A 14184-nucleotide genomic window follows, 5' to 3' on the forward strand; every position below is an offset into this window, starting at 1 on the left:
GAGGTCAGGCGGCCGGCGCGAGCGGCGCCCGCAGCGGCCAGTCCTCGGCGAGGACGGTCTGGACGGCGGCGCCGGTCGCCGGGTCGACGACCAGGGGGGCCAGCAGGTTCGCGGTCGGCGGCTCGCCGCCGCCGGCGGGGCGCACGACGACCAGGCGCACGGCGTGCTCGCGGTCGGCGCCGATCGCGGCGAGGACGTCGCCGGCGATCGCCGGGGCGTACTCCGGGAAGAACGCGTCCGGGTCGACGACGAACAGCCGGACGGGGCGGGCGCCCGCGGGCTCGGCGCGCAGCGCGTACAGCACGCCGGCGTCGTCCAGCGGGGTGAGCGTGAAGTCCTCGTACCCCGCGAGGCCCGGCATGGGCGCGCGCAGGTGGAGGTGCTCGGGCAGGTGGGTGCGACGCGGGGCGTCGGCGAGCTCAGCGGTCATCGGAGGAAGTCCAGGAGAGTCGGCTGGAGGACCTTGGCGCCCGCGGCGAGGGCGCCCTTGTAGGCGACCTCCTGCGCACCGAGGTCCAGGATGATCTGGGCGAGGTCGATGTCCTGCACCGAGCTGAGCCGCGTGGTCGCGGTCAGCGTGCTCTGCGCGATGAGGTCCTGCGCGGCGTCGATCTGGTTCTGCCGCGCGCCGACCGAGGCGACCTCGGTCGTCATCGCGTCGAGGTGTCCGTCGATCGCGTCCAGCTGGTCCGAGGGGTCGCCGCCGGCGCGCAGCGTGGCCGCGATGGAGTCCAGCAGGGCGAACACGGAGTCCGTGCCCTCGCCGAACACGGCCGCCCCGGAGGAGTCGACCCGGATGTTCGTGCCGCTCGCGACCGTGCGGGTGACGGTGCCGTCGACGCCGGTGCCGGAGAAGGTGTACGCGGGGTCCGGGGCGCCGACCGGCGTGGTGCCGTCGCTGAACGCGGTGCCCGCGGTCGTCCCCGCGAACACCGAGCGCCCGAGGTAGGTGGTGTTGGCCTGGGCCAGCAGGTTGTCCCGCAGGCCCTCGATCTCCTGCGCGAGCGCGATCCGCGAGTTGATGCCGAGCGCGCCGTTGCCGCCCTGGACGGTGAGGTCGCGGGCCTTGCGGAGCGTCGACAGCGAGGTGGTGAGCGCGTCGTTGATCGTGGTCAGCCACGCCTCGCCGTCGGAGGCGTTCCGGTCGTACTGCGCCAGCTGGCGCTGCTCGCCCTGCAGCCGCAGCACGTCGGCGGTGCCGGACGGGTCGTCGGACGCGGCGTTGATCTTCTTGCCGGACGACATCTGCGCCTGCAGGTCCGCCATCCGCTGCAGGTTGGCCTGCACGTTGTTGAGCGTCGAGTTCCGCACCGTGAAGTGCGTGACGCGGCCGATCGTGGTCATCGGCCCACCACCCCCGTCCGGTTGATCAGCGTGTCGAGCATCTCGTCGACGGCCGTGAGCACGCGCGCCGCCCCCTCGTAGGCCCGCTGGAACGCGAGCATGTTGACGGTCTCCTCGTCGGTGTCGACGGAGGTCTGCGCGAGCTGCGCGGCGGACGCCGTGGACCGCGCCGCCTCGGCGACGGTGGCCCGCGAGGACGCGCTGGCCGACTGGACGCCGAGGTCCACCACGAAGGCGGCCCAGGTGGCGTCGGCGCCGGAGGTGGACTTCGCCAGGGCGGCGAGCTCCCGGCCGACGCTGCTGTCGTGCGCGCCCTTGCCGGCCGCCGCGACGGCGACGCCAGCGGGGTCCGTGATGGCGACGGCGAGGCTGCGGGCGGGGTTCGTCGAGTCGTACGCGAAGAATGCGCCGCCCGTCGTGCCGGTGCCGTAGCCGTCGATCGTGTAGCCGGTGGTGTGCACGGCGTTGACCGAGTCGGCGAGCGTCTTCGCGACGGCGTCGATCTGGGCCGCCGCCCCGGTGAGCACGCCGCCCTCGCTCTGCGGGGCGAGCGTCGTCAGCAGGCCGGCGACGCGGCCGCCCTCGATGCCGGCGGGGTTGTCGTTGCGCGCCCAGACGATCGACACGGCGGGGGCGCCGGCCTGCATCGCGTCGCCGAGCGACGCCGGGCTGTCCGCGGACACGGCCAGCTGGTTCGCGGTGCTGCCGGAGACCAGGGCGTTGCCGGCGACCATGACGTCCACCGTGCCGTCGTCACGGATCCGCGCGGAGGCGCCGACGAGGCCGGACAGCTGCGTGACGAGCTGGTCGCGCTGGTCCATCAGCTCGTTCGCCGAGCCGCCCGCGTTGGTGATCGCGAGGATGCGGGTGTTGAGGTCCGCGACGTTGGCCGCGGTGGTGTTGACCTGGGTCACCAGGGCCGACGTGGTGGTCAGCGCCTGCTGCCACTGGGTGCCGACGTCCTGGTGCATCGTCGACAGCCGGTCCGCGACGGCCTTGCCGCGCTGGAGCAGCACGGAGCGCGCGGAGTCGGAGGTGGGATCGTTCACGACGTCGGACCAGGAGCTCCAGAAGGACGACAGGTCCTTCGAGAAGCCCGTGGCGCTCGGCTCGCCGATGGTGGTCTCGAGCGTCTTGTACTCGGTGGCCACCGCGGCGAGCCGGGAGGCGCCCGAGGTCTCGTTGCGGACGCGGGCGTCGAGGAACGCGTCCCCGAGCCGGTCGATGCCGGTCACGGCGGTGCCGATGCCGACGCCGTTGCTCGTGGAGAACATCGACGGCACGGTGGCGGCCGGCAGGGAGGCCATCGCGGCGCGCTGCCGGGTGTACCCGACGGTGTTCGCGTTCGCGATGTTCTGCCCCGACACCTCGAGCGCCTGGCGCTGCGCGATCAGGGAGCTGAGGGCGGTGCCCAGTCCGGAGAAGGTGCTCAACGGGTCCTCTTCCTCGGGTGTCTCGGGTCGTCTCGGGTGGCGGTCAGAAGGACCGGTCGAGCAGCTGCGCGCTGCGGTCGGCCTCGGCCGTGGTGTGGCCCTGCGGGTCGTACGTCTGCACCGACTCCTGCAGGGACATGAGGGTCTCCTGCGTGGCGCGGTGCGACATGGCGAGCAGCTCGCGGTTGCCGTCGGCCAGCTGGCCGATCTCGGTGGTGAGCTGGACGAAGGCGTCGCGGTGCGCCTGCAGCAGGTCGTCCCACGGGGTGGGGGCGTGCTCGGCGAGCGTCCGCAGCGTGGCGCCGGGCTCCAGTCCGAGCTCCAGGGCGACGGCGTCGGCCTCGACGGAGCGGCCGAGCTCGGCGTCCCGGATCTGCTCCAGGACCGTCTCGACCTCCCGCGTGGCGTGGGCCAGCCACCGCGTGCGCCCGCTGGTGAGCACGAGCTGCTCCTCCTCGAGCTTGAACAGCAGCAGCTCGAGCAGGCGGCGCTCGGTCCACAGGACGTCGGACAGCTGGCTCAGGGCCATCGGGCGTTCCCCCTTCGAAGCAGCGGTGGTGCGGTCGGGACGCCCGGCGCGGGGTGCCGGCCGCGGCGTGATGCCTCTCCTATCGGGACGGGGCGGGGGGTCCTGAGCGAAACCGGACACCTCGTGCTCACCCGCGCGTCGCCGCCGCGGCGGCCCGCATTGAACCGACTGGTCAGTACGTGTATCTGACAGGACAGCGATGTCCGAAGTGTGACGTGCGTCACAACTCCTCATGATCGGCCGGAACTATGTCGGCGGATGTCCGTTTTGTCTTTCCGGTACGTCCGAAATGGCCGCGGAAGTCGCATAGATCGGTTCCTCAGGAACTTCAGAACAAAGACTCAAGCCAGGTTTCACCCCCGCCGAGAACCGGTTCGTGAACAGCTCTGCAGCCACCCCCGCCGCCGACGACCTCGTCGTCGCGCACATGCCGCTCGTGGGGTACCACGTGAGCGAGGTCCTCTCCCGGGTCCCCGCCACCGTCAGCCGGGAGGACCTCGTGTCCGCCGGCCACCTCGCGCTGGTGCTCGCCGCCCGCGCGTACGACCCGGAGACGGGCGTCCCCTTCCCGCGCTACGCCGCGCTGCGCATCCGCGGCGCGCTGATCGACGAGCTGCGCTCGATGGACTGGGCGTCCCGCGGCGCCCGGCACCGCGCTCGCGAGCTGTCCGCCGCGAGCGACCGCCTCACCGCGACCCTCGGCCGGACCCCGACCCGCGAGGAGCTGGCGAGCGCGCTCGGCACCGACCTCGCCGCGGTGGACCAGGCCCGCCAGGACGCGGAGCGCCGCGTGCTGTCGATGGACGCCACCGTGCACCCGGTCGCGGACCTCGTCCGCGACGAGGCGCCCGGCCCGGAGGACAACGTGATCATCGGCGAGCGGCTGCGCTACCTCCGCGCCGCGGTCGACACGCTGCCCGACCGGCTGCGCACCGTCATCGAGGGCCTGTTCCTGCAGGACCGGTCGGTCGCCGAGCTGGCCGACGAGCTGGGCGTCACCCAGTCCCGGATCAGCCAGCTGCGCACCGAGGGCCTCGCCCTCATGCGCGACGGGCTGAACGCCAGCCTCGACCCCGACCTGGTCCCGGTCGCGGAGCGCCCCGACGGCGTCGCCGAGCGCCGCCGCCGGACCTACTTCGCCGCGGTCGCCTCGCGCGCCGCCATGACCGCCGCCGGCCACCGCGCCGAGGAGGCCCGGTCGGTGCCGACCCCGTTCGAGGGCTCCGACCGCATCACCACCGCCGCGGTCTGAGACCGCACGCCGGACCACCGGCACGCAGCAGCACGTTCACGCACGCCCGAGGGCGCCGTCCGCAGCACACGGGCGGCGCCCTCGCCGCGTCCCAGAGGCCTCCTGGCCCTGAACGCTCAGGAGCCGCGGGAGCGCGCCGATCGACAGGGGCAGTCACCCGACCGGAGGAACGTCATGTCCGCACGCCCCACCGTCTCCGCCGTCCTCATCGTCAAGAACGAGGAGGCCGTGCTCGACGGCTGCCTCGCCTCCGTCGCCTGGGCCGACGAGGTCGTCGTCTACGACACCGGCTCCACGGACGCGACCGTGGAGATCGCCCGCCGGCACACCGACGTCGTCGTCGAGGGGTACTGGGACGACGACTTCGGCGGTGCCCGCAACCGCGCGATGGCGCACGCGACGGGCGACTGGGTGCTCGTCCTCGACGCCGACGAGGTCGTGGCCGGCGACCCCGAGCAGTTCCGGGCGAACCTGGGCCGCGACGGGCTCGTCGCGCACACGATCGTCGTCCGCAACCTCACCGACGCGCCGGACCTGCCGCTCGGCCTCGCGCCGAACGAGACGGGCGTCGCCGGCACCCGGGTCTTCCGTCGGGAGCTGCACACCTGGATCGGCATGCTGCACGAGCAGCCGGTGCTCATCGAGACCGGTGTCGCCGCGATCCCGCAGCGGCCGGCCTCGGGCATCGAGATCCGGCACAGCGGCTACCTGCAGGCCGTCGTCGCCGCGAAGGACAAGGGCCGTCGGAACGTCGAGATCGCCCGGGCGCAGGTCGAGGCGGCCCGGGCCAAGGGCGACGCGCGCGAGCTCGAGCTGCACCGCGTCGACCTCGCGCGGTCGCTGATGCTCGACGGGCAGAACGACGCGGCGATCGCGGAGGCCGACGCGCTGCTCGCCGAGGGCTTCGGGTGGAGCCGGCACGTCGTGCTGCTGGCCCGGGCGATCTACGCCGCCACGCGCGCCGCCGGCGACGACGAGGCCACCGACCGCTGGCTGGACCTGTGGGAGGAGCACGACGACAACCCGGCGTTCGCGCTCGCGACCCGGGCGCAGGTGCTCGCGTCCCGGGGTGACGCGGCGGGCGCGCTCGCGGCGATCGAGCGCATCCCCACCACGACGGTCAACTCCTTCGGGGAGCGTCTCGACCGGTCCAGCGTCATCACCACCGAGCTGTGGGCCCACGCCCGGACGGGGGACCGCCGCCGCGCGGTGCTCGCCGGCCTGGAGGCGATCCGGCAGGGGGTCGCACCCGGCGCCACGGCGGGCCTGGTGCGGCTGCTCGACGCCGACGGCTGCCGCCGGCTGCTCGCGGCGATGCCGGACGACCTGTGGCGGCAGTACGTGACCTGGTGCGCCATGGACACGACGGCGGAGGCCCGGACCTTCCTGGGCTGGATGCACGACGTCCGGCCCGGCGACCCGGCGGTGCTCGCCGGGGCGGCGCTGCTGGCGCCGACGCTGTCGCTGGAGGAGGCGGCCGAGTGGTCGGCCCGCATCCGGACGTCCGGGGCCGCCGCGCAGTGCCCGCTGGTGCTGATCGCCGCCGACCCGCACGCCGACCCGCGCCAGCGCGCCCTGGCCGGTGCCCTGGCGTACAGCGCCTACGGCGACGGGCGCGGCCTCGCGGGCCTCGAGGACGCCCTGGCGCACGTGCGCGCCGAGGACGAGGCGGAGCTGCTGGCCGAGCTGCAGATCGTGGCCCCCGGCCTGGTCGGCGCGGCCGCCTGACGAACTTCGGATCCGTCGCGGAAAACCTCTCAGAGGTCCCGGCGGGCTTCCGATGACCAGGGTGTGCCCACGGAAGGGCCACCCCTGAGCCCACTCACGGAGGAAGAACCATCATGGCTCTCTCGATCAACCAGAACATCGCGGCGCTGAACTCGTACCGCAACCTGTCCAACACGCAGAACGACCTGAGCAAGTCGCTCGAGAAGCTGTCGAGCGGCCTGCGCATCAACCGCGCGGCGGACGACGCTGCTGGTCTGGCGATCTCCGAGGGCCTGCGTGCCCAGATCGGCGGCACCAAGCAGGCCGTGCGCAACGCCCAGGACGGCATCTCCGTCGTCCAGACCGCTGAGGGCGCGCTCACCGAGACGCACTCGATCCTGCAGCGCATGCGGACCCTGTCCGTGCAGGCGGCGAACGACGGTGGCCTCTCCGAGACCGCCAAGGGCAACATCCAGGACGAGATGGACCAGCTCAAGACCGAGCTGACCCGCATCTCCGACACCACGCAGTTCAACGGCACCAAGCTGCTGGACGGCAACTACTCGGGCACGTTCCAGGTCGGCGCCAACACCTCCGACCAGGACAAGATCACCGTCGACCTCAAGCGCACGGGTGGCCTGTCCTCCCAGGGCCTGGGCGTCGCCGGCATCGACGTGACCAAGATCGCCTCCGACGCCACCACGGCGACGGTCGTGAACGCCACCGCCGGCACCGCCGGTACGGTCGACGTCGCGGTGACCACCACCGCGCTGTCCGACCTGCAGGCCCTCAACGGCACGGTCACCCTGGGCTCGAAGTCCTTCGACCTGGCCTCGGTGGACTACTCCGCCGCGACCGACGCGGCCGGCGCCCTCGCGGCGTTCACCGCGGCGGCCGAGAAGGCCCTGGGCGCCGGTGTGGTCACCACGTCGGCCACCGGCATCACCTTCACGGGTGCGACCCCGGCCGCCACGGCCTCGGCCTCCGAGGTCGCCGCCGCGTCGCCGACCTTCACCCAGAAGTCCGGTGCCACCGAGGCGATCGACAAGATCGACGCGGCGATCACCGACGTGTCGAAGGTGCGTTCGCAGCTCGGTGCGGTCCAGAACCGCTTCGACCACACCATCAACAACCTCAACGTGGCGGTCGAGAACCTGACCTCCTCGGAGAGCCGGATCCGCGACACCGACATGGCGTCCGAGATGGTCTCGTTCACGCGGGCGCAGATCCTCTCGCAGGCCGGCACGGCGATGCTCGCGCAGGCCAAGTCGATCCCGCAGAGCGTGCTCCAGCTCCTCCAGTGAGCCGTCCGGCTCCGGCCCGTCCACCCTCGCGGTGAGCGGGCGGGGGTCGGCGTCCCGCCGAGGGCGCACGTGAAGCAGGACCAGCACGACCGACGCGGGCGGTGGTGGACGCACCGTCCACCGCCGCCCGCGTCGCATCTCGGCCCCGATCCCCGGGGCACCCGCAGGACCCCGCACCAGGAGGACACCCCCCGATGGCCGGCATCACCTTCAGCACCGGGCTGATCAGCAACTTCCCCACGGCAGACCTGATCGACTCCACCATCGCGCTGGAGGCCAACCAGCAGACGCTGCTCTCGAAGAAGAAGAGCACGCTGTCGTCGCAGTCCACCGCGCTGCAGGCCCTCAACACCAAGGTCGCCTCCCTGACGGCGGCCGCGAAGGCCGCGGCCACCGCGTCGTCGTGGGAGGCCGTCAAGGCGAAGTCCTCCGCCGAGTCGGTCACCGCGACCACCACCTCCGACGCCCGCCCGTCGAGCGTCTCGTTCCGGGTCGACTCGGTCGCGGCGTCGCAGTCGACGCTGTACACGCTGCCGACGGCCTACTCCTCGGACACCCCGACCTTCACGCTCACCGGTGCCGACGGCGAGACCGTCTCCGTCAAGGCGCTGAGCAGCAACATCGGCGACATCGTCGCCGCCTTCAACGCCGAGGGCACGGGCGTGAAGGCGTCCGCCCTCAACGTCGGCACCGCCGCCGCGCCGGAGTACCGGCTGCAGCTCACCGGGACCGAGACGGGCAGGGCGAACACCTTCAGCGTCGCCGTGGACAACGCGGCCGACGGCGCGACCCTGGAGTCCAAGGCGATCCGCGAGGCGTCCGACGCCGAGATCGTCCTCTGGCCCGGCACCGGCGCCGAGCAGAAGGTGACCTCGTCCAAGAACGTCTTCGAGAACCTCGTCACCGGCGTCAACGTCACGGTGACGGCCAAGACGACCGACCCGGTGACCGTCGACGTGACCCGGGACGACTCCAAGCTCGCCGCGCTCGCGCAGGCGCTGGTGAACAACCTCAACGCGGTGCTGGGCGACATCACGTCGTACACGACGAGCAAGACCAGCACGAACGACGAGGGCACCTCGATCCTCACCGCCGGCCTGTTCTCCGGGAACGCGACGGTGCGCGCCCTGCAGCAGTCGCTGCTCGCGGCCGGGTCGAACTCCGCGAGCAACACCTCCCTGGCCGGCATCGGCATCTCGCTCGGCAAGGACGGCACCTTCGCGTTCGACGCGACGGCCTTCCAGACCGCGCTCACGAACGACCCCGACGCGGTCGCCAAGGCCGTGCAGGGCGTCGCCGGCTCGTTGCAGAAGGTCGGTGAGGTCGCGTCCGACTCCGCCAAGGGCACGCTGACCCTGCAGGTCCAGAGCTACGACAGCGAGGTCAAGGACCTCACCGACCGCATCGCCGACTGGGACATCCGGCTCGAGGCGCGCCGCGCCTCGCTGACCCAGATGTACGCGGCGATGGAGGTCCAGCTGTCGAACCTGAACTCCCAGTCCGACTACCTGACCACCCAGCTGAAGCAGCTCTCGGGCTCCTCCGACTGACCCGAGCCCCTGCAGGAAGGACCGCCGTGTACGACGCCCGGACCCGGTTCCTCGCCGACGCGGTCGCGACCGCGGGACCGGCGAAGCTCCTCACCATGCTGTACGACCGGCTGCTGCTCGACCTCGAGCGCGCCGAGGTCGCGCTGCGCGCGGGCGACCGCGCCGCGGGGACCCAGCAGCTCGCGCACGCGCAGGAGATCGTCGCGGAGTTCATCGCGAACCTGAACGTGGCGGAGTGGGAGGGCGGCGACCGGCTGCTCTCGGTCTACACGTTCCTGCTCTCCGAGATGATCGGCGCGAGCATGGCGGGCGACGCCGACCGCGCCGCCGCGTGCCGCGGCCTGGTCGCGCCGCTGGCCGACGCCTGGCGCGAGGCCGCGCTGACGGTCGCGAACGACGTCCCGACGCAGCGCCGCGCTCCCGCCTTCGACACGGCCGAGACCGGCACCGGGGTGCTCGGTGTCGGCTGACACGGCGGTCGCGCCCGTCGAGCGCAGCTCCGCCGGGACCGCGCTCGACGCGGACGGCCGCTCCGCGCAGCCCGCGGCCGACCGCGAGGCGCCCGACCCCGGACGCGCCGGCCGCGAGGCCGCCTGGGTGGCGGCGCTCGCCGAGATGGAGCTCGAGGCCGAGCGCGCCGAGGTCCTGCTGGCGGGCGCCCAGAGCGCCGAGGCGCCCGTCGAGGCCGACGTCGCCCTCACCGCGCCGTGGCGCACCCCGCGCGGGCTCGGCCCCCTGCCCGTCGCGCTCGCGCCGCGGGCCGCCGCGCTGGTCGAGCGGCAGCGCGACCTCGTGCGCCGGACCGCCGACCAGCTCGCCGAGCACCGTCGCCGGCTGCGCACCGCCGACGGGCTGCGCACGCGCCCGGCGCCGGCCCCGGCCTACCTCGACGTCGAGGGCTGAGACCGGCCCGTGGGCCTGGGTGCCAGCACCCACAAAGGCCGCCGGACATTCTCCGGCAAATTCGGACAAGCCGTTCGAATCGCGTCCGCCGCGCGAGTGATCCGCGACATTTCTCGGGCGCACGCCTCAGCACGACCCGCGCCCCGCCGATGGGACGCGTGAGCACGGATCGCTCGCGCAGCAGGCCACGGACTAGGCCGACCAGGACCAACCTCGGGTGAGGGTGACCCTGCATGGGCATGTTCGACTCCGTCAGCTACGTCGCGATCAACAGCGCGCTCGACGGCCTGGCCGCGCGCCAGCGCGCCATCGCCGAGAACGTCGCGAACATCCAGACCCCCGGCTACCACGCCAAGAAGGTCCAGTTCGAGGACGCCCTGGCCCGCGCGGTCTCCGCCGGCACCGGCGCCGCGTCGGCCACCACGGCCCGCTCCCTCGAGCCCACCCGCATGGACGGCAACAACGTCAACCTCGACTCCGAGACGCTGCTCAACGTCGACACCCAGCTGCGCTACCAGCTCGCGACCCAGGCCGTGGACGGCACGTTCTCCGGCGTCCGCACCGCGATGAGGACCTCCTGATGACGACGTTCGGGGCGATCGGCATCGCCAGCACCGGCATGACCGTGTACCGCAAGTGGATCGACGCGGTCAGCGACAACCTCGCCAACATGAACAACGCGACCGCCACCTCGGAGGCCGCCTACCAGGCCAAGTACGTCGTGGCGTCGGAGATCTCCTCCGCGAACGGCGGCGGCGCGCAGGTGTCCGGCATCGCGCTCGGCCCCGCCGAGGGCCGCGTGGTCTACGAGCCGACGAACCCGCTCGCGGACGAGGACGGCTACGTGCGGTACCCCGAGGTCGACATGGCCTCCCAGATGACGCAGCTGATCATGGCGCAGCGCGGCTACCAGGCGAACGCGGCGGTCGTGGACCGCGCGAAGTCGTCCTACGAGGCGGCGCTGCAGATCGGACGGAACTCGTGAGCATCCAGCCCGTCAGCGGGGTGTCCGGCGTGACCGGCCCCTCCTCCCTCTCCGAGCTGTCGGACCTCGCCGGCCTGCAGGGCCTCGGCGCGACCGGGGCCACCGGCGCGACCGGGACCACCGGGGCCGACGGCGGGTTCGCCGCGGCGCTCGGCGCCGTCGACCACGTCCAGCAGCTCCAGTCCACGAGCCAGGCGCTCGCCGTCCAGGCCGTCACCGGCGACCTCGACGACGTGCACGACTACACGATCGCGTCGTCCGAGGCGAAGCTCGCCCTCGAGCTCACCGCCGCCGTGCGCAACAAGGCCGTCGACGCGTTCACCGAGATCATGAGGATGCAGGCCTGATGCCCGCCCAGGTGAAGTCCCTGTTCGGCCGCATGAGCGGCGCGGTGAAGCAGTTCTCGCTCCCGCAGAAGACCTTCGCGATCATCGCGGTCGCCGCGATCCTGCTCGGCGGGTTCGCGATCTACTCGTGGGCCTCGAAGCCCACGCTGGCCCCGCTGTTCTCCGGCCTGTCCGCCACCGACGCGTCGGCCGTGGTCGACCAGCTGTCGGCCGAGGGCGTGTCCTACGAGCTGACCGACGGCGGCGCCACGGTCATGGTGCCGCAGGACAAGCTCTACTCGATGCGGCTCAAGCTGGCCGCCGCGGGCCTGCCCGCGAACGCCGAGGGCGACGGCTACTCGCTGCTCGACGGCATGTCGATGACGTCCAGCGAGTTCCAGCAGCAGACCACCTACACCCGCGCCCTGGAGGGCGAGCTCGCCAAGACGGTCGGCGCCATGTCCGGCGTCGAGGCCGCCACGGTCAAGCTCGCGCTGCCGGAGGACTCGGTGTTCGTCTCGCAGCAGCAGGACCCGACCGCGTCGGTGTTCGTGCGCACGAAGACCGGCACCCAGCTGAGCAACGACCAGGTCGAGGCGATCGTGCACCTGGTGTCCGCGGGCATCGAGGGCATGAAGGCCACCGACGTGGCCGTCGTCGACTCCACCGGCAAGGTGCTGTCCGAGGTCGGCACCGGGCTCACCGGCGGCACCGGCGACGAGGCCACCTCGGCCTACGAGCAGCGGGTCACCGGCGCCGTGCAGGCGCTGCTGGACCAGGTCGTCGGCGCCGGCAAGTCCGCCGTGACCGTCACCGCCTCGCTCAACCAGGACCAGACCCAGCGCACGTCGGAGGAGTTCTCGGCCACCGAGAACACCCCGCCGCTCGTGTCCTCCACGACGACCGAGGAGTACACCGGCTCGGGCTCCGGCACCGCCACCGGCGTGCTCGGCCCGGACAACATCGCCGTCCCGACGGGTGAGGGCGACGGCACCGGCTCGTACACGAACACCACCGAGGACGTCAGCAACGCGGTGAACAAGGTCACCGAGGTCACCACGGTGGCCCCGGGCACCGTCGAGAAGCAGTCGCTCGCGGTGCTGGTCGACCAGACCGCCGCGGCCGGCATCGACCTGAACCAGCTCACGGCGACCCTGACCGCCGCCGCCGGCATCGACACGGCCCGCGGCGACACCATCGCGGTGCAGGCCATGGCCTTCGACACCACCGGCGCCGACGCCGCGGCGGAGGCCCTCGCGGCCGCCGACGCCCAGGCCGAGGCCGACCGCCGCGCGGACCTGCTCCGGCAGGCCGTGATCGCCGGCGCCCTGCTGCTGGTCGTGATCGTGGTCGCGATCGTGCTGGCCCGCCGGTCGCGGCGCAGCAAGCGCGAGGCGCTGGACATCGGCGAGCTCCCGCTGATGGACGGCCCCGACCCGGCCGCCGAGCTCGACGAGCTGCCCGAGATCCCGCCGGCCCTGCCGGGGCCCGCCGAGATCGACCCGGTCGCCGAGTCCCTCGCGGTCAAGCGCGCCGAGATCGCCGCGCTCGCCGACGAGCAGCCCGAGGAGGTCGCGGACCTCCTGCGCGGCTGGCTGACCCCCGCCGGGCGGCGCTGATGTCGACCGCCACGCTGACCGGCACCCAGAAGGCCGCCATGCTGCTGCTCCAGCTCGGCCGGGAGCGCGCCGCCAAGGTCATGGCCAAGCTCGAGACCGCCGAGATCGAGGAGCTCACCGCCGAGATCATGCGGCTGGAGCGCGTCGACGCGACGGTCGCGGACGAGGTCGTCGAGGAGTTCTACGCCGCGTCGGCCATCGGCCCGAGCGTCAACGGCGGCCTCGGCTACGCCACCCAGCTGCTGGAGGGCGCCCTCGGCCGCGACGAGGCCGCGGGCATGATCGAGCGCCTGCAGACCTCGATGGCCGGGCAGCCGTTCGAGTTCCTGCAGCACGCCGACGCCCGGCAGGTGCTGTCGCTGCTGAACGGCGAGCACCCGCAGGCCGTGGCCCTGGTGCTCGCGCACCTGCGGCCCGAGCACGCCTCCGCGATCCTGGCCGGCCTGCCGTCCGACCAGCAGTCCGAGGTCGCGCACCGCATCGCCCTGATGGAGCGCGCGTCCCCGGACGTCGTCGCCGTCATCGCCGAGTCGATGCAGCGCAAGGCGTCCACCGTGCTGACCCCGAACGAGCTGTCCGCCGTCGGCGGCGTGCAGCCGCTCGTCGAGATCATCAACCGCGCCGACCCGACCACCGAGAAGCTCATCCTCGAGGGGCTGCAGAGCCGCGACGAGGCGCTGGCCGACGAGGTCCGCAGCCGGATGTTCGTCTTCGGCGACATCGTGCTGCTCGAGGACCGCGCCATGCAGCTCGTGCTGCGGCAGGTCGAGACCAACGAGCTGTCGGTCGCCCTCAAGGGCGCGACGCCCGAGGTGCGGGACAAGATCCTGCGCAACCTGTCCGAGCGCGCCCGGGAGAACCTCGAGGAGGAGATCGAGCTGCTCGGCCCGGTCCGCCTCTCGCAGGTGGAGGAGGCCCGTGCGGGCATCGTCCAGGCGATCCGCCGCCTCGAGGAGTCGGGCCAGATCGTGATCCGGCGCGAGGGCGAGGACGAGTATGTCTCCTGAGCCCCGCACCTTCACCCAGGCGTTCGGCGGCTCCGCGGCCGGGGTCGCGACGGCCGAGCCGTCGCGCGCCGAGGGCTACGCCGCCGGGTACGCGGCCGGCTACGCCGCGGGCGCCCGGGAGGCGGCCCGTGCCGCCGAGGCCCAGGCGGCCCGGGTGCAGCGCGAGCGCGCCGAGGCCGACGCGCGGCGCGCCGCCGAGCACGCCGACGCGCGCGCCGTGCTGGC

At 73.0% G+C, this 14184-nt stretch carries 16 protein-coding genes; 12 read left to right on the top strand and 4 right to left on the bottom strand.

Annotated elements, in window-relative coordinates; genetic code table 11:
- Window positions 1-4: 4 nt before the first annotated feature.
- From J5O08_RS17110 to flgN, 4 genes are read right to left on the bottom strand one after another with little or no spacing between them, the layout of a single operon-like run.
- The gene (locus J5O08_RS17110; RefSeq protein WP_218708089.1) at window positions 5-430 is read right to left on the bottom strand and encodes a flagellar assembly protein FliW; all 426 of its coding nucleotides are present in this window, start codon (window positions 428-430) and stop codon (window positions 5-7) included.
- On the bottom strand, window positions 427-1344 hold the full coding sequence (flgL, locus tag J5O08_RS17115) for a flagellar hook-associated protein FlgL (protein WP_218708091.1): 918 nt from the start codon (window positions 1342-1344) through the stop codon (window positions 427-429). The genes J5O08_RS17110 and flgL overlap by 4 nt, the downstream gene beginning before the upstream one ends.
- Entirely contained in the window at window positions 1341-2777 is a 1437-nt protein-coding gene (flgK, locus tag J5O08_RS17120) for a flagellar hook-associated protein FlgK (RefSeq protein WP_218708093.1), read from the bottom strand. The genes flgL and flgK overlap by 4 nt, the downstream gene beginning before the upstream one ends.
- A 43-nt stretch (window positions 2778-2820) precedes the next feature.
- A complete protein-coding gene (flgN, locus tag J5O08_RS17125) occupies window positions 2821-3306 on the bottom strand; it encodes a flagellar export chaperone FlgN (protein ID WP_217616786.1) in 486 nt (161 codons plus the stop codon).
- A 376-nt stretch (window positions 3307-3682) separates the two neighbouring features.
- Between flgN and J5O08_RS17130 the strand changes: the two genes are divergently transcribed.
- From J5O08_RS17130 to J5O08_RS17185, 12 genes are all read left to right on the top strand, one after another.
- The gene (locus J5O08_RS17130) at window positions 3683-4558 is read left to right on the top strand and encodes a sigma-70 family RNA polymerase sigma factor (protein WP_308161135.1); all 876 of its coding nucleotides are present in this window, start codon (window positions 3683-3685) and stop codon (window positions 4556-4558) included.
- Window positions 4559-4732: 174 nt separating this feature from the next.
- On the top strand, window positions 4733-6286 hold the full coding sequence (locus J5O08_RS17135; protein WP_218708094.1) for a glycosyltransferase family 2 protein: 1554 nt from the start codon (window positions 4733-4735) through the stop codon (window positions 6284-6286).
- Window positions 6287-6399: 113 nt separating this feature from the next.
- A complete protein-coding gene (locus J5O08_RS17140; protein ID WP_218708095.1) occupies window positions 6400-7569 on the top strand; it encodes a flagellin in 1170 nt (389 codons plus the stop codon).
- Between the two features lie 194 nt (window positions 7570-7763).
- Window positions 7764-9119: a flagellar filament capping protein FliD gene (gene fliD / locus J5O08_RS17145; RefSeq protein WP_218708096.1), complete on the top strand. Its 1356-nt coding sequence runs from the start codon at window positions 7764-7766 to the stop codon at window positions 9117-9119.
- Between the two features lie 26 nt (window positions 9120-9145).
- A complete protein-coding gene (gene fliS, locus J5O08_RS17150) occupies window positions 9146-9589 on the top strand; it encodes a flagellar export chaperone FliS (protein WP_218708097.1) in 444 nt (147 codons plus the stop codon).
- Window positions 9579-10022, top strand: coding sequence for a hypothetical protein (locus tag J5O08_RS17155; protein ID WP_218708098.1), 444 nt, complete (start codon window positions 9579-9581; stop codon window positions 10020-10022). Before fliS ends, J5O08_RS17155 begins: the two co-directional genes overlap by 11 nt.
- Window positions 10023-10261: 239 nt before the next feature.
- Entirely contained in the window at window positions 10262-10603 is a 342-nt protein-coding gene (locus J5O08_RS17160; protein WP_218708102.1) for a flagellar basal body protein, read from the top strand.
- Window positions 10603-11007, top strand: coding sequence for a flagellar basal body rod protein FlgC (locus J5O08_RS17165; RefSeq protein ID WP_147795533.1), 405 nt, complete (start codon window positions 10603-10605; stop codon window positions 11005-11007). Before J5O08_RS17160 ends, J5O08_RS17165 begins: the two co-directional genes overlap by 1 nt.
- Window positions 11004-11354 (top strand): flagellar hook-basal body complex protein FliE, encoded by a 351-nt coding sequence (locus J5O08_RS17170; RefSeq protein ID WP_218708099.1) that lies wholly within the window; start codon window positions 11004-11006, stop codon window positions 11352-11354. The genes J5O08_RS17165 and J5O08_RS17170 overlap by 4 nt, the downstream gene beginning before the upstream one ends.
- On the top strand, window positions 11354-12952 hold the full coding sequence (fliF, locus tag J5O08_RS17175) for a flagellar basal-body MS-ring/collar protein FliF (protein ID WP_218708100.1): 1599 nt from the start codon (window positions 11354-11356) through the stop codon (window positions 12950-12952). The genes J5O08_RS17170 and fliF overlap by 1 nt, the downstream gene beginning before the upstream one ends.
- On the top strand, window positions 12952-13959 hold the full coding sequence (gene fliG, locus J5O08_RS17180) for a flagellar motor switch protein FliG (RefSeq protein ID WP_217616792.1): 1008 nt from the start codon (window positions 12952-12954) through the stop codon (window positions 13957-13959). The genes fliF and fliG overlap by 1 nt, the downstream gene beginning before the upstream one ends.
- Window positions 13949-14184: hypothetical protein (locus tag J5O08_RS17185; RefSeq protein WP_218708101.1), on the top strand; the 236-nt coding region annotated here is incomplete at its 3' end. The genes fliG and J5O08_RS17185, both read left to right, overlap by 11 nt.

Source organism: Cellulomonas sp. PS-H5 (genome assembly GCF_019265565.1).
In the GTDB taxonomy this organism is placed as follows: Bacteria; Actinomycetota; Actinomycetes; order Actinomycetales; family Cellulomonadaceae; genus Cellulomonas.